At 57.4% G+C, this 18248-nt stretch carries 20 protein-coding genes and 1 pseudogene; 3 read left to right on the forward strand and 18 right to left on the reverse strand.

Features of this window, described 5'->3' with window-relative positions:
- Positions 1-183: 183 nt before the first annotated feature.
- From DWU98_RS09775 to DWU98_RS09810, 8 genes are all read right to left on the reverse strand, one after another.
- Positions 184-1158 (reverse strand): fatty acid desaturase family protein, encoded by a 975-nt coding sequence (locus tag DWU98_RS09775; RefSeq protein WP_115495355.1) that lies wholly within the window; start codon positions 1156-1158, stop codon positions 184-186.
- Positions 1159-1213: 55 nt separating this feature from the next.
- A complete protein-coding gene (locus tag DWU98_RS09780; RefSeq protein ID WP_115495356.1) occupies positions 1214-2143 on the reverse strand; it encodes a fatty acid desaturase in 930 nt (309 codons plus the stop codon).
- A gap of 49 nt (positions 2144-2192) precedes the next feature.
- A complete protein-coding gene (locus DWU98_RS09785) occupies positions 2193-3095 on the reverse strand; it encodes an alpha/beta fold hydrolase (protein ID WP_115495357.1) in 903 nt (300 codons plus the stop codon).
- Entirely contained in the window at positions 3092-3562 is a 471-nt protein-coding gene (locus tag DWU98_RS22555) for an acyl-CoA thioesterase (RefSeq protein WP_115495358.1), read from the reverse strand. Before DWU98_RS22555 ends, DWU98_RS09785 begins: the two co-directional genes overlap by 4 nt.
- Positions 3559-4449, reverse strand: coding sequence for an SAM-dependent methyltransferase (locus DWU98_RS09795; protein WP_115495359.1), 891 nt, complete (start codon positions 4447-4449; stop codon positions 3559-3561). Before DWU98_RS09795 ends, DWU98_RS22555 begins: the two co-directional genes overlap by 4 nt.
- A 3-nt stretch (positions 4450-4452) precedes the next feature.
- Complete coding sequence (locus tag DWU98_RS09800) at positions 4453-5295, reverse strand: ferritin family protein (RefSeq protein ID WP_115495360.1); 843 nt, start codon at positions 5293-5295, stop codon at positions 4453-4455.
- 18 nt (positions 5296-5313) lie between these two features.
- A complete protein-coding gene (locus tag DWU98_RS09805; RefSeq protein WP_115495361.1) occupies positions 5314-5502 on the reverse strand; it encodes a (2Fe-2S)-binding protein in 189 nt (62 codons plus the stop codon).
- An 85-nt stretch (positions 5503-5587) separates the two neighbouring features.
- Positions 5588-6484 carry a patatin-like phospholipase family protein gene (locus tag DWU98_RS09810; protein WP_230474782.1) on the reverse strand — a complete coding sequence of 299 codons (897 nt, stop codon included), beginning with the start codon at positions 6482-6484 and terminating at the stop codon, positions 5588-5590.
- Between the two features lie 87 nt (positions 6485-6571).
- On the opposite strand from DWU98_RS09810, the gene DWU98_RS21680 reads away from it, so the two are divergent.
- Entirely contained in the window at positions 6572-6868 is a 297-nt protein-coding gene (locus DWU98_RS21680; RefSeq protein ID WP_147293279.1) for a hypothetical protein, read from the forward strand.
- Positions 6869-6981: 113 nt separating this feature from the next.
- On the opposite strand, the gene istB is transcribed toward DWU98_RS21680, so the two are convergent.
- Both istB and istA read right to left on the reverse strand, forming a co-directional pair.
- On the reverse strand, positions 6982-7713 hold the full coding sequence (istB, locus tag DWU98_RS09815) for an IS21-like element helper ATPase IstB (RefSeq protein WP_115495362.1): 732 nt from the start codon (positions 7711-7713) through the stop codon (positions 6982-6984).
- 441 nt (positions 7714-8154) lie between these two features.
- Positions 8155-9240 (reverse strand): IS21 family transposase, encoded by a 1086-nt coding sequence (gene istA, locus DWU98_RS09825; RefSeq protein ID WP_115495364.1) that lies wholly within the window; start codon positions 9238-9240, stop codon positions 8155-8157.
- A 1307-nt stretch (positions 9241-10547) separates the two neighbouring features.
- On the opposite strand from istA, the gene DWU98_RS09840 reads away from it, so the two are divergent.
- Positions 10548-10952, forward strand: coding sequence for a hypothetical protein (locus DWU98_RS09840; protein WP_147293280.1), 405 nt, complete (start codon positions 10548-10550; stop codon positions 10950-10952).
- A 125-nt stretch (positions 10953-11077) separates the two neighbouring features.
- Here DWU98_RS09840 and DWU98_RS09845 read toward each other — a convergent pair whose 3' ends face one another.
- From DWU98_RS09845 to DWU98_RS09855, 3 genes are all read right to left on the reverse strand, one after another.
- Complete coding sequence (locus tag DWU98_RS09845) at positions 11078-11449, reverse strand: ArsR/SmtB family transcription factor (protein ID WP_115495367.1); 372 nt, start codon at positions 11447-11449, stop codon at positions 11078-11080.
- Between the two features lie 85 nt (positions 11450-11534).
- Positions 11535-12614 (reverse strand): ACR3 family arsenite efflux transporter, encoded by a 1080-nt coding sequence (gene arsB, locus DWU98_RS09850; RefSeq protein ID WP_115495368.1) that lies wholly within the window; start codon positions 12612-12614, stop codon positions 11535-11537.
- Positions 12611-13132, reverse strand: coding sequence for an arsenate reductase ArsC (locus tag DWU98_RS09855; RefSeq protein ID WP_115495369.1), 522 nt, complete (start codon positions 13130-13132; stop codon positions 12611-12613). Before DWU98_RS09855 ends, arsB begins: the two co-directional genes overlap by 4 nt.
- Before the next feature lie 96 nt (positions 13133-13228).
- On the opposite strand from DWU98_RS09855, the pseudogene arsH reads away from it, so the two are divergent.
- A pseudogene (arsH, locus tag DWU98_RS09860) lies at positions 13229-13804 on the forward strand (arsenical resistance protein ArsH); the annotation flags it as partial.
- Here arsH and DWU98_RS09865 read toward each other — a convergent pair.
- The 5 genes from DWU98_RS09865 to DWU98_RS09880 all read right to left on the reverse strand — a co-directional run bounded on the left by DWU98_RS09865 (position 13805) and on the right by DWU98_RS09880 (position 18244).
- Positions 13805-14662: a hypothetical protein gene (locus tag DWU98_RS09865; protein WP_115495370.1), complete on the reverse strand. Its 858-nt coding sequence runs from the start codon at positions 14660-14662 to the stop codon at positions 13805-13807.
- Positions 14663-14696: 34 nt separating this feature from the next.
- The gene (locus DWU98_RS22420) at positions 14697-14831 is read right to left on the reverse strand and encodes a hypothetical protein (protein ID WP_268990236.1); all 135 of its coding nucleotides are present in this window, start codon (positions 14829-14831) and stop codon (positions 14697-14699) included.
- A gap of 218 nt (positions 14832-15049) precedes the next feature.
- Positions 15050-16123, reverse strand: coding sequence for a 3-keto-alpha-glucoside-1,2-lyase-like domain-containing protein (locus DWU98_RS09870; protein ID WP_158545022.1), 1074 nt, complete (start codon positions 16121-16123; stop codon positions 15050-15052).
- Positions 16124-16413: 290 nt separating this feature from the next.
- Positions 16414-17193 carry a LytR/AlgR family response regulator transcription factor gene (locus tag DWU98_RS09875; protein ID WP_115495372.1) on the reverse strand — a complete coding sequence of 260 codons (780 nt, stop codon included), beginning with the start codon at positions 17191-17193 and terminating at the stop codon, positions 16414-16416.
- The gene (locus DWU98_RS09880; RefSeq protein ID WP_158545023.1) at positions 17186-18244 is read right to left on the reverse strand and encodes a sensor histidine kinase; all 1059 of its coding nucleotides are present in this window, start codon (positions 18242-18244) and stop codon (positions 17186-17188) included. The genes DWU98_RS09875 and DWU98_RS09880 overlap by 8 nt, the downstream gene beginning before the upstream one ends.
- Positions 18245-18248 lie beyond the last annotated feature (4 nt).

The following is an 18248-nucleotide window of genomic DNA, read 5'->3' on the forward strand; positions in this document are numbered from 1 at the left end:
GGAAATGGATGGCCACCGTGCCGTCATTGGCTGAACATCGTGCTGGTGTTGACCCGCCCGTTTGTCAGTACCAGCGGGCGGGTCAACACCGATCACGCTTGGCGAGGCTAGCTATACGCCATCCCCGAAGTGGGTACCAGTTCCCCGACTTGAGGTGAGGATTGCGCTTCGCTTCGCGACGCATCACGTCTCGTTGAAGTCGTCCGTTTCGCTATCCACGTCAACGGTGGCCGCCAACTGGTATGTGGAGGATGCCTGCATAAACGCAGCCCAGAACCTGGGTTCAAGGCACATATCTCCGCCCTTATAGAAATCCTCTCTCAACAGGATCCGATGCACCTGCGGCAGTCGCCAACAAGGCACCCGGGGATATAGGTGATGTTCGTTGTGGTAGTTGGATCCGGCCTGGAGTAGTGTCCAGAAGGCCGAGCTGTTTGTCCTGGAATCGTAACCTAACCCTAAACCAGTGCCCGCATGCATCTGATAGGGCGAGAGGCCACCAATGAAGATGATCCCGACCATGGGCACTGCCACGTATTGGAGGAACACATATGTGTGCGCCCAGGCCAACACCGCGAAGCAGGTAACCACAACGATTTGGCATCCCACATTAAACAGCGCGAACATCTGCATCTCGGAGCGGCTAAACGGCGGCTTGTATTTGAAGCCAAGGTCTCGGCCAGCGGCCATGGCGAGGGTATAACGCAGGTAATTTCTGTTGGCTGCTAGCCGGGCGAAGAATAGCCGCTGGAAGAAGGTACGGAACCTACTGAAGGTCTTGCAATCAGGATCTGACGGTTGGTTCGTATACCGATGATGCTCCCAATGTGAGGCGAAAAATCCAACCGCGAACGCACCTGGCACAAGGGAGCTGATCATGACGCCCAAGGCTCCGCTTACGTGTCGGTTTGGGTGTAGCGTGAAGTGAAAGCCTTCATGCCCCGCCACAGCCAGCATGAACCCGCCGTACCCAGCGACAACCATGCACGGTAACGAAAGCACGATTTTGAGCACCATCGGAATGCTGGTCTCGAACAGCAATCCAATCATGTAGCAAGGAATCAGAGACAGCGACAGGCCGTAGACCACATACAGCAGTGTTTGCCATGCGCTAGGCCGGTAAAAGTTCTCTGGGATGATAGGTTTGACAATTGTCATCACAATTCCTTTCCGCGTGGAACGTCCATCGACCTAACGCCCCATCGGATCGAGGTCAAATAGCTTCAGCCAATTTCTTCGCCGCGACTTCGGCCGCGCTCGGGTGGACAGCACTGCTAATCCAGCCGCACTTAGCGAAGAACCCATTGATCCACTGCATTGGGTCGGTTTCACCGTCAACCGCGGTACTTAGCGATTGCGGGAAAGCGTGGTGATTGTGGTGCAGCGTTGTTCCCATGCTAAGCATGGCGAGGGATGGGATATTCGTTGCAAGGCCCTTGGTCGCGAACTTGCGGGATCCAACGCAATGGCAGAACCCGTTGATCACAAGCTCGGTGAAGGCATACCCAACGAATACGCGAAACGCCCCGAAGTATGCGAACCCCTTGAGGCCGGCCTGCCACCCACCCAACGCGTAGCCCACTGCAAAAGGCACCACCAAACCCAGATACGAGACGACTACGAAGTGTTTGTCGAAGAATCGCAGGACGGGATCCTTGAGGAGCGAGCCTGCGTAGAAGGTCTTGGAAGTCGAACGGCGTGCATACTTCCAGCCCACAGACGCCCAGAGGAGTCCCACCGTATAGACGCGCCACTTACTTTCCCCAAACTGCCACGGCGTATGTGGATCTCGATCCGGCACGTCGACATGCCTGTGGTGTCGCTTATGGTTCGCGACCCACTGAATCAGGGAGTCCTGGCACAGAATGGTTCCGAATACCGCGAGGACGACTCGGAAGGGGGCTTTTGCCTGGAATGCCCCGTGCGTGAAATACATGTGATAGGCCGTGTTGACCCCGATAGCGTTCGCGATGAACGCGATAGGCACTACGTAAGCCAGGTTCCAAGGGGAGGCGAACATGAAACGAACAGCGAGTACGGTGCCCCAGATGACGACAACCGTCGTCACGATGAAATACGCGATGCGACGGCCGTATGCGCCGCGGCTCATTACCAGGATTTCGCCGGGATCAGCGAAGTTCATTGTCTCGTCCTTCCATGATTGGCAGTGGCGGGCGCCGTTGTTTTATCGTTTAAGCAGAGGCTGCAGTCAGAAACTCAACGGCACGCTCGACTACCGCATCATTGCGCACGATGCGGCGATGGCCGAACCCCTTCGTTGAGTAGAGTTCCGTCTTGCACGGGCTTTCCTTACGGAGAAGTTCAGCATTCCAATACGGGATCTCCTGATCGTCTTCGTCGTGAATGAGCAGCGTTGGTCTATTGAGACTGGCCAGCATCGCGCTGATAGAAAGCTTGTCCCAATAGAGTTTTCCCGGGTGCTCGGCTTCCAGGAGGGCACGCATGCGGGCTACGACGGCTTCCGGGATGCCCAGTAGCGTACCGAATGCCTCAGTAACCCAGATGGCGTTCGAGAAGCAGCCGATGAGAACCATCTTCGGTGCCTGCACGTCGAAATCGTGAGAGGCGTAAACGACATTGCCCGCTCCGAACGAGTGGCCTAGGATTCCCCATAGCGGTCCAAATTGATTGGCAATGGCTTTCACTGTGGAGGCGTACTCCACCATATCGGTGCGGTTCCCTGTGGATGCCCCATGAGCAGGTGCATCAAACGCGACAACGCGATAGTCACGCGCGATGAGCGGCGCCACAAACGCACCCAGTTGGCCACCCCTTCCACCCCAGGCATGGCAAAGGAGAATGAGCTTCTCACCAGCCCCCCATTCGTACACCGCCACATCTTTGCCAGCCACCATCAATCTGTGCGTCACGGCTTTTTCAATCAGCGACTGCTCTTTAGCCGATGGCCTATGCTTTGGTGGCGTCAGGAACAGCTTCAGCGCCAACTTGGCCGCAGCCTCGCTGGACACAGCGCGCACCACACGCAACGCCAATTTGACCGCCAACAAGGAGGCATTCTTCTGATATCCGACCCGGGCAGGAGCGGGTGGCTGCTGAATGGTTTCGTTACTCATATCGCCTCGATAGTGGCGTGGTGTTGTAGGGCGTAGCCTGTGGGTGTTCTGGGAACGTTCCCTATCGCGTCAACCAGAGGCGATGGAATCTTCCGTGGCCTATGGGATTCCGCGTCGATAAAGACCCCAACCTGGTGTGCAGTGATGGCTTTGACATCACGGTCAGCGAAACGAAATGTGAAATCGACGCGCCACTTCACGAGGCTAAGTAGTGCGATGCTAAGCTGTCCGACAATCACGTCAGTGTACGTGATGGGTCGGAGGTAATTGATATGCGCTTCTGCGATAACGGAAAGGTTCTCTCGTAGCTCATGGCCAAAGGATGCGAACGCGTCGCGCATCATGTCGACGCGCATATCCTCCATCCAGCGAAGCGCCACGGTGTTGCTAAGGAACCCCGTGAAGTCAACTTCGTATGGCTTTGGCCGGAAGATCCGTGAAACGCAAATCGTGTCGCTGGCACTCATCCCTGGCAAACTCTGGCAAGCCTGGCCTGAGCGGCGGGCTTCTTGCGCAAGGAGATCTGCAGAAGATCCACGAGACCGGAACTGAACCCGCGCTCTGCCGCATCGAAGTAGCGGTCATAGTGCATGAATAGATCCTCGCCATAGCGCTCAACGACGACGGTACGGTTTTCGATCAACCTGGCCTTCCACTCACGAAGTGTGCGTGCGTAATCCTTACCAATACGCCTAAGTTCAGTCGCTTCATAGATGCCGTTACAGGACATCAGGACGTCATCGACGCTCGGTAGCACCGAGCCCTTGAATACATCTTCAAGCAGGAAGCGCACATCACGGACTTCGCTCAAGTCGCGGGGCAGCCGGTTAGTGATGATCGTCTGAAGCCCGAGGCTAGCGTTGTCGACAGAGATGTCGGAGCACCACTGGAAGAACTTGCGATAAATCGTCCGGTGCTCATTTCGTGTGCGGTCTTCCATAGAGGCGAAATGCTCGAAGGCGCCAACAGACATCACTGCATCGAACTTCTCAGTGGGCACCGGATAATCGGCCCACGAACGAAGCTCAACCGCGATGTCTTCGCGGGCTCCCTGGGTGATGTAGTTGAACTGATCCGTGCTCAGAGTCAATCCGACGGCCGACGCGGCGCCACGCTGGTCGAGGGCGTAGCGGATCAATCCGCCCCAGCCGCATCCCACATCCATGACGCGGTGGGTCGCGCCGACGTTAGCGAAAGTAGCGATGCGGGCCAGCTTCTGTTGCTGGGCATGCTCAAGGTTAGTGGCTCCGTCCCAGACGCCGCAGCTGTAAGCCATATGTGCCTTGTCGAGAAAAAGCTCGTAGAAGGCGTTATCCACGTCGTAGTGGTAGGAGATATCCGATTGCGTGGCCATGGATTAGTGCCCCGCTTCCAGTTCTGAGGACTTCAGCTTCTTGTTGAAGCGGCGTAGATCGTGCGATGTCGTGAAGGTCTCGCCGAAGGCGGAAGACAGGTTCATGAGAATCGCGTCCTCAACCTTCGATTCCCAGGAGCGATCGAAGCAGATCTCATCGTTCAGCCAGATTTCCACCCATTCCGGATCGGGCATGCGGCCGTTGACCGTGTCGTTCGGATAGAGCGATCGATTGACGTGCAGATTTGTCGGGTGCATTGCGCGGTTCAAACGCGCGTTGGTCATCAGGACGCCGATCTTTGAGAAAGCACGGTAGGCGTCATCGCCCTGACGCGATATGGCTCGCCGCATATAGTCGTAGTAGACGCGTGCGTGACGGGCTTCGTCATTCGCCAGCACCGTGTAAATGTGCTTGATGACGGGTTCAGTGTGATATGCGGACGCACACCGGTACCAATGATTCAGGCGAATTTCACCGCAAAAATGAAGCGCCAAGCTTTCGAGCGCAGGTGCCGGCTCAAACTCAAACCGGACCGCCGCAAGCTCCTCCTCCGTCGGGGAGAACTCCGGCGCGAAGCGGCGCAGGTACTCGAGAAGCGTGAGGCTGTGCTTCTGCTCCTCGAAAAACCAGATCGACATGAACGCTGAAAAATCCACATCGTGCTGATTATCCCGCAGAAACATCTCTGCCGTTGGCATCGCCGACCACTCGGCAATGGCGTTCATCTTGATACCGTGCAACTGCCTTTCAGTTAGCTTGCTGCGGTCGAACTGGTTCCACGGAATGTCGGTATCCAAACTCCAACGAGCCCGCTCCAGACGATGGAAAATTTCCGGAAATAGCATGATGTTCCTCAAGATGGATTAGACAGCCACCGAGTCGGGCACGAGAATGCCCTCGCGGTCGAACAGGGCATAGATCTCGCTGATGCAGGAGCCACACCCGCCATTGCAGCCGGTGTACTGATCAATGGCCTGCTCAAATGGGAGCGCTTTCGCTTTCTGAGCGAGCACGATGTCGTCGAGCGACTTGTTTGAGCATATGCAATACATTGCAGCAATCCTCCTATTCTCCCTTTCGGGGCACGGCAAAGCAGCCGTGACGGACAAGTGTCACGGCTAGGGTTCTACGCTGCGCTCAAACCGATTGGGTTAGTAACCCGGACTGCATGGAGCTCAAGGCATCCCGCCGTCCCATCTCGAATGCGCGTGTGACATCTGTTTTAGCCGTGCAGTCCCACGTCGAAACGGGCACCTTCGCGCTCGGCTGCAAGTACGTCCTGCCGCCCAAGGTGAACAACGTTGGCAAGCCCGGGTAATGGCGCGTCAATAGCACCAGCGTTCTGCGACGCTGCTCAAGCGTTTGCTCTTCCACGGGCACACTGTCTACGAAACCACCGTCTAAGGCGAAAACTCCATTGACTCGTCGCGCCGGCATGAGTGGCGGCGCCGTAGCAGACGCCACTAGCAACGTCTGGGCGGCGTCCATCGATGTGTCGGCGCAGATCGTGAGGAAATCCTGGCGCAGCCCTAGCCGCCTGGGCAGCTTCGGGTGCAAGCTCTTGGACCAATACTTTTCTACAAGGTATGCAAGCGTTCCCGCGAGCACGCTGCCACCAACGCCAAGCAACTTGGTTGGCCGCGTCACCGCAACCGTAAGGGTTGTCGTGGAAGTGCGGAACTTGGAGAACGATTCAACGTTGAGGAAGGAAGCAATCCACGCAGGATAGATCGTCGTGTGCGCAAACCGTAGCTTGGGCCGCCGGGAAAAGTCGAAGATGCTCCGGTTGCCGGCATATGCCGCGATGCATGTGTCCAGCGCATGTTGCGCGCCATGCGTCAAAAGTGATGCAGCTACCGCCGCACCACCACTGGTTCCAACGAATCTTTGCGGTCGCTCGAAGCCTAATTCGAACAGCTGGGTTAGAAGTCCCCCCTGCCACCAGCAACGATTGCCGCCGCCAGCAAAGACCAAGGTCTCCACCTGATCAAATTTGTAGTTGGCTATACCTGCCACTGCGGACATCGTATCCATCCAATCGATCCGTCATTCCTTCAACTCTACGCGCCTGCTTTTGCATACGCCACTGTATGGTGCGCCGCATTGCGTGACGCGTTGCGCATGAAGGTGCCTAACCAGGAAATCGCCAGCAGCCGCTGGATCTTTGCGTCGCTGCAGGACTTGCAGGCATTGTCATGCAGGATCATCCGCGCATGGTCATCGTTGATTGCCGCTATGCGGTGCGTGCTGGCGTCTATCGCGCCACTGATGGCCTTCCTTATCGGTGCTTCGGTTGTCCCTGCCGCCCTAACGAGCGGCGATGGCGGCGAACAGGAGATAGGTTGCGTCATGCACGCCTGTGCCCGCGTCGTTGAACCTATGCCAGGCAACGATCGTGGTAAATCAGAAGAGTCCTAGCGGCTCGATTAGCAATCAGCCATGCCCTCGGTTCCCATTAACCGCGAGCTCTCCTGGGTTCGTAGTGAACATTGCCGGCACAAGGAAAGGTCATGCCGGCACCGCACTATGGATTAGATCTTTGATTGCTTTCGCATCGAATCACCCTTCAGCTCGATCCTATGAGCGTTATGTACGATGCGATCGAGAATGGCATCCGCAATCGTTGGCTCACCGATGTAAACGTGCCATTCGGTGACAGGCATTTGAGCGGTGATAACCACCGAAAGCATTCCAACGCGATCGTCGATGATTTCCAGCAGATCCTGACGTCCCCGCGCCGTCATTTTAGACACGCCCCAGTCATCCAAGATCAGCATGCGCGTTTTCTGCAACTGCGCGCGGAATCGCGGCAAGCTGCCATCCTCGCGTGCAATGTCCATGTCCTCGAGCAATCGGGGAAGTCGTCGGTACGCGACCGTCATACCGTGACGGGTTGCCTGGAGACCCAATGCACAGGCTAGCCATGTTTTTCCAGCACCGGTTGGACCCGTAATAATGATATTTTGTCCGCGCTGTATCCAATCGCCGGTGAGAAGTGACGCTATTTGGCGTTTATCAATGCCGCGGCTAGACCGGTAATCGATATCTTCCGGCGCAGCGCTTACTTTAAGGCGCGCCTGTTTTAGCAAGCGATCAATGCGACGGGTATCTCGCGCCTGGCATTCAATTTCTATAAGCATCCCCAGACGATCTTCGAAGGTGAGTTCGTGCAGCGCCGGACGATCACGCTGATGTTCCAAGGCTTCTGCCATGGCATTCAGGCGCAACATACGCAGCTGACTTAGGGTTTGTTGAATTAGCATGTCGAATCCTCCGATGTTTCGGCGTAATACGCTGAACCGCGCACGTTGTTATGCAGGGGCAGATCGCCCTGCAACGCATCATCGCGTCGAAGGCGGTGTCGTCGCGTACGCAATAACGAGCGCACACTCTTGACCGTGAGCGAGCCGATCTCCATGGCACGTGTCGCAGCCGCCTCGACCTCCTCCGGACCGTAGCTACGAACGAGTTTGCGAAGACCGTCGCATGCCGGCAACCCTAAGGCTGGAACGACGCGGTCAAATTGCGCGCGAACGATGGCTTCCGTGCTAGGTCCTATCTGCATGGCCCATGTAATGAAGTTGTCGGGAGTACGGGTGGCATAGGCCCGATGTGCCTCGGGCTGATGCTCCGGGATGGTAGTAAGACCACCCACGACGTCGCTATGTACATGGCTCGCGATGCGAATGCGGTTATGAAAAATCTCAACGGTGTTCGCCGTCGATCTCGCCCACGTGCTCGCCCACCAGGCGATGTGGTACGGAGTACCAATGGCCATGTACGAGGATGTGGTATCCATTATCCACCCGCATCAGACCGGTCCACTCACCCAGTTCGTAGGGATGCGTAGGGAGCGGCAGCATCGCTGAGCGCTCCATGTCTTCGTATCGGGAAGCGCGGCAACCCGGTAACCATTTAAAGGACCGATGGTTGAGTTCTTTGACGAGTACCGCAACGGCCGTATTAAGCTCGTCGAGCGAAAAGAAATTCTGGTGACGCAATCGAGCCAAGATCCAGCGCTGCACGATCAACACACCACCTTCAACCTTCGCTTTATCTCGGGGCTTATAGGTGCGCGTCGGCAGCAGCGCTGTCCCATAGCGTTCCGCCATCTCACGATAGGTGGGGTTGGTGATGAAATCCCGGCCAGGGCGGGATATCGCGGACTTCAAGTTGTCAGGCACTAATAGCCGCGGAACGCCACCGAAGAACGCAAACATGTTGATATGGCAGGCGATCCAATAAGGAAGACTTTGCTGCGGGACGCACCGCGCGTAAGTCAAATTGGAGGCCCCGAGCACACCAACGAATAATTCGACGGCGATCCACTCACCGGTTTTTATGTCTGTATAACCGGGTTTGCGGCCGGAGAAGTCAACAAACGCCTTTTCACCTGAAACATGAGTTTGCCGCATGATGCGATCGATCGTCTTTCGATAGCTACGGTAGTGCTCCGTGAATTGCGAATACGACAGTGCATTGGAAGGGTCTGCCAAGCTGTACTCCTCCCATAGGAGTTGTAGCGTGACGCTTGGATTCTGCAGTTCGTTATGAACCCATGCGAAATCCGGCATGCGCCGTCGAACCATGCGCCGAGGAATCTTGTTGAATCTGCGGTCGAGTTCATCGTCAGGCAGATCTTTCAGATCAGCCCAGAGGTACTTTTTCTCTATAGTGATCAGCCGATATCGCGTCACGGTGGTCCGAGACGCCGCTATCGACTGCGCAATGTCGCTGCTGTTCAGCTGCGTTGTAAGAATCAACTGAACGATCTGGGGTAGCTTAGTCATGGCAACACGCTCCCGTAGCCGGTCACTCAAGGACCGGTGCTTGGTTTCTGGAAGACATACACGCCCGTTGCCGCGAGCAGGCGGCTTGACAGGGCGCGGGGGAGAGGGCCAGACTAAATCACGCTACGTGGTACGTGTGATTCAATCTGGCTGATGCAATCTGACAGGGCTCGAAAGGTGATGACTTTCGGGCCTTTGTCGTTCTTGCGCCTCAAAAAATCACGTTAGTCGGTGTGGGATTAGGTCATGGGGCCTCTGACGTCATTTATGGCTTGGATGATTTAGCTACTTTACGGGCCGGCAACACGGCGCCTCGCCGCATCGAAGCGAGCCACATAGCCACATCCTTGACCAAGGCGTACTTTCCACGTCGATTTGGCAAAGCGAATACCGGTACTGGCAATTGGCGACGGGACAGCGCCTTCCTAAGCTTCCATCGAGGCGTAGCCCAATACCTGACGTAGCTCATCCTGGCCGATCATGGGTCCGTAACGTGAGAGCAAGTCACGCTCAAGCGCGGCTGCCAAGGAGGCGTTATGTTCGCCAGCTCTTCAGATGGGTCACGGACAGTCATAACCGCAGCGTAGTTAGCCAAGCCGCCATCGGCTAGAAGGGAACTTGGCCCTCCATGGTTACTCTATATTTTTGGTCATGCCATATCCTAAAGCGCTGAAATATATAAAGGATTACAGTCCGGCACGGCTACAAACACTAACGTGTTTGATGGAGTCTGAGAGCCCGCATGCGGTCCACGATGCGATCGATGTGCTGGCAGGCAGTCTTTGGTTCGAGACGCTACGTCATGATCTGCAGCAGACAACCGCTTATGGAGTGGGTAAGCGAGTTCAGCCGCACACGTACCAGTCGCGAGTACAGGGACGTTGGCCGCAGCACCACAATCTATGGGCGAAGTACGCACGGGCTCTGCATTTGCCCGGCGCCGATACCGTCATGGCCGCTAACCAAGTGGTTCCCAAATCAGGGGACATACTGACTGGGGCTGTGTGGACGGTCTTGGATACGAGCAAGCCGATGGGTGACAGTGGTGACGAGTTGCTGCGTGGCCTGCACCATGGTGTACAGCGGGCAGTCTTCAAGCCTGGTCCGTTGGAGTATGGACATTATGTCCGACGGTCCGCTCTCAACTTGCCGTTGAAGCTCCTGGAAAGTCGCCCCGACTTGGATGCTGTGGCTGCCACCGTTGTGCTGCTTCGGGAAGCTTATGAGCGTGGAAATCGCTCACGCGCCTTTGACATTGGGCGATCGCTCCATGCCACGCTATTGATGGTCGCAAGCTGCATGCCACTTTGCGACATCGCAACGGAGCTTATGGCGTTTTTATCTGGCAGATATTTCCTCTGGCGTCCGACGACGAAGTGGCATTCGATCTGGATGCCACTGAGTTTTATGCGCAGACGCGGTGCTTCAATCGCGTGCTGCTGAGCCTAGAAGACGATGGACAAATCAAAGCGGTCAACGCTGGCTCAGAGTGGCGCAAAGTCCTGTCATTCAAATTTGGCTTAGATCTTTTCTACGGATTGGGACCGCGCTTTAAGCTCGTCAAAGATCCCAAGTTAACGAGCGCCGCATCGAGACAGCTTGTAGGCGAGAACCGTATCGGACGCCATTGGGCCCTTCCTTCGCTACAAAGTGGCCGAGTCCAGCGACTGATTCCGGATGAGATTGCGGCCCAGATGGCATCCATAGGCTGACGGCAATGCTGTCCAGAACCAGCGCGGGTGCCAGCATTAACCGGAATACGTGACCAGCTCAAACCGGCACGGTGTTCATTCGTAACCAGCACCCGCAGTTATCTGCAATCTTTGGATAGATCGGGCTAAGAGGCCGACACCTTTGGCTGCGTTTTTTTGGCAGCGGCCTTGGTTGGCTTGCAAGACGTCGAACCCACCGCGCAATGTGCTTTGCTTTGACTACAGCAATTGTCAGTCAAATAACCGATCAGACCGTTCATCGCTTCGATCACCGGGGTGTAATAGATAAAGCGCCCATCCTGTTCACTGGTTACCAGGCCTGCGTGAGAGAGCTCTTTGAGGTGGAAAGAGAGCGTCGCGTTGGCAAGCCCCAGTTTTTCTGCGATCACGCTGGCGGCAAGACCCTCTGGGGCGTGCTCAATCAGCAGCCGATACACCGCCAATCGCGATTCTTGCGCGAGCGCTGAAAGGATCATGATGGCTTGTTTGGTCTGCATGATGGTGATTGAACTATTCGGATAAAAAATGTGAGGAGGCGCAAGCGCAGTGTAATACGTTGAATTGACCTTTCGCGCTCTCCACTTACGCCGTTCGCGTCTCGTACCAACCCTTGCTGACGGTGACGATACGGACCACCGAAAGCATCACCGGCACTTCAATCAGGACGCCCACGACGGTTGCCAATGCAGCGCCGGAATGCACGCCGAACAAACCGACAGCGGTGGCCACGGCCAATTCAAAGAAGTTGCTTGCACCAATCAGCGCCGAAGGGGCTGCCACACAGTGTGGGACTCGAAACATCCAATTGAGCACGTACGCCAACCCGGCATTGAAATACACCTGCATCAGGATCGGCACGGCCAATATCGCGATCACGAGTGGTTGAGCAAGAATCTGCTGACCTTGAAAACCGAAGAGCACCACCAGCGTCATCAGCAATGCCGTCAGGGAGATGGGGCCAAGGCGACCCAAAAGGTGTTGAAGCGCTTTTTGACCGCCGCGCGATAACACCACGTGGCGGAGTGCCACGCTGATCAATACCGGCACGACGATGTAGAGCATGACCGACAACATCAGCGTATTCCACGGCACCACGATGGCAGAGATTCCCAGCAGCAAGCCGACCAGCGGCGCAAAGGCAACGACCATGATGGCGTCGTTGACCGCTACTTGGCTCAGGGTGAAATGGGGCTCGCCGTTGCACAGATTGCTCCAGACGAAAACCATCGCCGTGCATGGTGCGGCGGCCAATAGAATCAGCCCGGCCACATACGAATCAAGTTGAGCGGCTGGCAGGTAAACGGCAAAAACATGCCGCACAAAAATCCAGCCCAATAGCGCCATCGAAAATGGTTTGACCGCCCAATTGATAAACAGCGTTACTCCAATGCCTTTCCACTGGCGACGGACATGTCCCATCGCGCCGAAGTCGATCTTCAGCAGCATGGGAATAATCATTAGCCAGATCAGCACGGCCACCGGCAAATTGACCTGAGCCACCTGCATGTGACCGATGGCTTCGAACGTACCGGGCAACAGATGACCGAGCAGCGTACCGGCCACAATGCACAACAGCACCCACAAGGTGAGGTAGTGCTCAAAAAAGCCGATTTCCGTGGGCTTTGACGCAAGCTGTGCCACTTCGGTACCTGCCGTGCTCATGTGAGGTCTCCTTCCTTATCGTCATCGTCGCCCATCGCACCGATGTGATCGAGCGCGTGTTGCAGTTCATCGCGTGTCATGGACTCGACCGGCAGATTCAGCAGCGCCATCAAGCGGTAGGTGATCAACGCATGCGCGTGCTGAAACGCTTGGCTGATGGCGATAGCGTTGCCCTGCACCGCCGCCGGATCGGAGAGGCCCCAGTGCGTGCGCACGAAATCCCCGAAGAGAACAGGGCATGGCTCTTTCGCCGCGCTGTCGCATACCGTGATCACGATATCGAGCGGCGGCACCCCTTCATCGACGAATCGATCCCAGGATTTGCTCGACAGGTCTTCCGTGGAGATACCTGCCCTGGCGAGCTCATCCAGGGCATAGGGATTCACCCGTCCCGCGGGCTGACTGCCCGCGCTGAACGCCTCAAACCGCCCGTTGCCCAGATGATTGAGCGTGGCTTCGGAGAGGATGCTGCGGGCGGAGTTGCCCGTACAAATGAAGAGAACACGACAGGGGTGCATGGAATCGTGGGTCCGAGGATGGATGTCAGGGTTTCCATTCTATATTTCCATAATGATAGAATTATGGAAGCGATGCAACCGGACCCAGGCCGCCTTATGTCCCTCCCCGATCTGCCGCACGTGAGCACTGAATTACTCGATAGCCCCAGCGCGGAAAAGCTGTCGCTGCCATCGAGTTCCACCCATGCGCCACGCATCCTGATCCTGTACGGCTCGTTGCGGCCCCAGTCCTTCAGCCGAAAACTGGCGCTTGAGGCTGAGCGCATTCTTCGACACTTCGGTGCGGAGACGCGTGTGTTCGACCCACACGAACTGCCGATGCTCGACAGCGTGCCAGCCAGCCATGCCAAGGTGCAGGAGTTGCGCGCGCTGTCGTTGTGGTCGGAAGGCCAGGTCTGGGTCAGCCCTGAACGCCATGGCTCCGTCACTGGCGTGTTCAAAAACCAGATCGACTGGTTGCCGCTTGAAGAAGGCAATGTTCGGCCCACGCAAGGGCGAACGCTGGCTGTGATGCAGGTCAGTGGCGGTTCGCAATCCTTCAATGTGGTCAATGCGCTGCGCGTGCTTGGCCGTTGGATGCGGAGGGTGACCATCCCGAATCAATCGTCGGTGGCCAAGGCCTGGCAGGAATTCGACGAGAACGGCCGGATGAAACCGTCGCCGTTCTACGATTTATCGCCTCACTGAGTGATTTGCTGACGTCTCGAATGTGCGCAGATGGTAAATCCGCCCGATGTGATGGGCGCCCACCCAGCCACCCAAGGTGGCAGCGATCAAGCCAAGCAGGACGCTGGCAAAACCGATCCACAGTGCAGTGGCGACGTTGTGGGCCATGCGATCGGCGCGACGCTTCATGTCCAGTTGGGCGGCCTGGGCATCCGCGGCGATGGATGCCACGATGCCTGCGCCATCAGCGGTGCTGGTTCGATTGGACGCTGCGAACAAAGTGGCGGCGGCAGCATTGTTGCCGCTGAGCAGCGCGGCAACGATGGAGTCGGCGGTCTGTCGGTCGCGTGTGGTGAGCCGGGCTTGAACATCCGCTTGCAGTACGGCGAGCGATGCACCGCCCGGTGCTCCCGCTGCACCCGCTGCGAGCCCTGCCGGCATGGGCATACCTTGGGGTGGCCCCATACCCGGTCCCATGGGTCTGCCTCCGCGATGCATGGCACCAAGCCCTAACGCCAGCCACAGGAACACGACCGTGACGGAAAGGCCCCACACGGTCACGCCGTGCAGGCTTCCGATCGTGCGGTCGTCATGCGCCGCAAACCAGCTGGCGAACATGCCGCCCAGCCATAGCGACACGATCCAGGTCAGTACCATCCAGATGGCTGTACCGATGCCGATGCCTCTGGCGCTTGCCGGCGCATTCCACGCATCGAACGCTGAAAATCCCATCGCGAGGCCGCCCACATAAAGCAACACCGCGATGCCCGTCGCCACCAGCCAACCGGCAAAAATGGCGCGAAAGCTCATCGCTGCCAGCGGGCTTCCTGCACGTTCTGTCTGAGCTACCAGCACATCGACCATGGTTATTCTCCTCGACCGTTCACAGGACGATGCATCAGGCGCATCCACGTATTAGCGCAATGACAATCAAGATAGGCAGCGGCACGCCCAACAGCCACAACAGTACGTAACCAATGCCACCTTTCTGGCGCCGCGCAACGCTGGTCGCTGGATCGGATTTGTCGTGCATGGAAGTGTCCTCTGCGAAGGGTCCTGCGCGAAATGCGTGGGCGCCGGCGGCCGTTGAGCTTGAGGACAACTATTTACGGCGCGCCGTTACCGGGCTGTGAGGCATTCCCCTCCGTGATGTGCATTGCCGCGCGCGTTCACGCACAGGCGACATATGCGTTGCGCGCCTTATGCCGATCTGATGAAGAAACAGTGTGGGCAGTCCACGGAGGAGCGTCCCTACTTGGTGGGCAATTGAATGCCATCGAGGTCAGGAAGCCGCATCATCAGGCCCCAGCCGAAATGCTGTGCGCCTGCGCCAAAGTTATCATCCAGCAGCACGTCGATCTCGTTCCGGCCTTTTTTCAAGGGCAAATCAAACGCTCCGTTGTCGAGCGATAGTCGACCATCTGGCGTCTTGCTTGCGGCCGGAATGCCGTAGAGATTCTTGTCGGCGTAGACCAGCTTGCCGTTTACGAAGACCCACGCTTCGCGTGTCCATCCGATCGAAACGTGTTTGACCTGTGCATGCTCGGACATCACCACTGTCTTGAGCCATGCCGCAATGATCGCGTTCCCTTTTTGCGACTCGCCCAGGGCTGCCGTCACGTTGACAAGGCCGGTTGGATCGGCATGCAACACGTGCTTGAACGCCTCCGCAGCGGGAAGGGATTCAATCGATGGGGCGATGCCTGTCTTCTCACTTAACCTCGCATCGAAGGTGGATGGCATCGTGAATGCGTTCGCCGCCAGCCAGCGCGTGATGAAGTGGGCGTCGCCTGAGGCGGCACTCGATGAACGCTCTGGCGTATCGGTAGGGGCGGCCGGGGTAATCGTCAGATGCGCGTAGGAGGCCGGTCCATGAAGCTTGATCGCGCCGCTGTCGAATGCGCCAGCGAGACGATGGCCGCGTGGCGCAGATACCGGCACGCCGTTAACCCAAACGTGCATGGATCGACCCTTCACGGATAGCTTGACGTGATTCCAGGTGTTGGCACTAAAAGGCGCTCGCGCCTGGTTGTCGCCAAATAAATCCCATTCAAAGATACCGTGGTCGATTCGCATGTACTGAACACAATCATCCGACGTTGCACAGTCGGCGGAAGGTCGGAAGTAAAGCGCATCCCCCGTATTACCTCGCATATGAAACGTCAGGCCGACGTTGCCGCCCGGCGACTTCATATCGAATTCGATCGTGCCGCTGGAAAAAGTCGTTGCGTTGAGCTCGGCACTGCCTCCCTGGGCGATAACGATGGCGCTTTTATCGGCCAGGAATGTAACGTTTCCTTTGGTCGTCCAGGCACTCGCGATCATGGGTGCTGTGCTCGCAGCACGGTCGGCGGCTTTCAGCGGCGCGGTCGAGGCAAGCGCAAGTACAGCAGCAATACTCAGCCTGAGAGGCCACGCTCGGAAAGAAATGCGCGGCGCAAATGGGACACGATGCATGATGATTTATGTGGCTGGCGGCGTATGCCGGAGTAGCCAACATAGGCATTGATGTGCCGAATGAACCCTGCAAATGTTGTCAACTGGACTGGCTACGTGGCGAAACGGCCAGACGTGCATCCCAGCGGCGGGTACCCGCTCGTGTCGGCGAGGCCAAACTACAACGACTGCCCGAGCCTGGCCTCAAGCAACGGCCGAAACGTGCGGCTGACATGCACGCGTTGACCACCACGCAAGAGCAGATCGAATTCTCCGTGCGTGGCCGGCTCCAGATGCACAATGCTATCGATGTTGACGACCGTGGAGCGATGCACGCGAACAAAGCGGTGCGGATCGAGCTGCCCGACCAGTTCGCCGAGCGCGGCACGATGAATGAGGCGTTCCTTCCCTACGTGCAAGGCAACGTAGACACCAGCGCTTTCGATGCAGTCGATCGATTCGACGCGAATCAGATGGGTCTTATCGCGTTCGCGGATAACGATGCGATCGAGAAATGGCCTGTCCACGCGGCGGCTGTCCAGCAGCGTGAGCACTGACTGACCGAACTCGCGCACGTGCCTGTCGTTCAGGCGTGTTTTTGCGCGGGAGAACGCCGCTTCCATGCGTTCATCGCCGTAGGGCTTGAGCACATAATCAATGGCCGCCGACTCGAATGCGCGCACGGCATGCTGATCGAAGGCTGTCACAAAGACCATCACAGGCATGCGCTCGACGCCGATCGTCTCGATCACGCCAAGGCCGTCGAGTCCTGGCATTTTGACGTCCAGAAAGGCGATGTCAGGCCGCTTCTGCAAGATGGCTTCGACGGCGTCGAGGCCGTTCTCCGCTTCCAGCACTTCGCCAACATCAGGATCGTTGTCCAGCAATTCGCGTAGACGCTGGCGAGCCGGCTGCTCGTCGTCGACGATAAGAACCCGATACGCCTGTCGCTCATTCATCGCTTGGCACCTCTGCTGCACGCGTGGGTATCGATACGCGAACACGCGTGCCGCCGCCGTCGCGCGGAGCAATCCGAAGACCCGCACCCTCCGTGGGATGGAGCATGGCAATGCGCTCGCGGGTAACGCCAAGACCCAAGCCCACCCGATCGTCCGTCCAGCCATCGCCAAGCCCGACGCCATCGTCTTCGACCGTAATGCATAACCAGGCATTGTCGATCGTCACCCGCACCCAGATGGTGCCGCCGCCCGGTCGCGGCGATAACCCGTGGCGAACCGCGTTCTCGACCAACGGTTGCAAGATCAGACTTGGCACCATGATGTCACGCGCGGCAGCGGGAACATCGAGGATGACGCGCATGCTGTCGCCGAAGCGCGTTTTCTGGATCGCGAGGTAATGGCCGAGAAATTCCATTTCTTCGCTCAGTCGTACTTGCTGCCGACCTCCCGATTCCAGCGAAAGACGCAGCAGATCGCCCAACTGTTCGATCATGCTACGCGCGAGCTTGGGTTGACTGACGACCAGTGACGATACGGTATTGAGCGCATTGAAAAGAAAGTGCGGATCGAGCTGCATGCGCAACGCGTTCAAACGCGCTTCGGAAAAATTACGCTCCAGCCGTTCGAGCCGCAGTTGCGAAGCAAGATAATGCTGGCTGTATTGCACCGCTTGCCAGCCGCCGACCACGAGCAGGTAGACCAGCAGGCTCCACAGGAATCCTCCTTTCAGCGTGTCATGCATTGGACCGTAGCTCATTGCGTCTGGCCACGCCATGACGCCGACGATGACCTGAAGCACCGCGGCCACGTAGCTTTGAATCAGGGTAAAGGGAAGGCCAATGACGATATGAATGGCGAGCCGCGTGCCCAGCTTGTTCACGGCGATCGGCAGGTGTCGATCTACCGCGATAATCGCCGGAACCAGCAACCCCCACGCCCACCACTGCGTCAACGAGGCGCGTAGCACGAACCACCCTGCTGCGTTCGGTGCAAAACGTGGTACCGCGAAAACGACGCCGACGGCCGTCCACGCCAGCAGGGAGATGAGCACCAAG

The organism is Dyella monticola (assembly GCF_003363155.1).
GTDB lineage: Bacteria > Pseudomonadota > Gammaproteobacteria > Xanthomonadales > Rhodanobacteraceae > Dyella_B > Dyella_B monticola.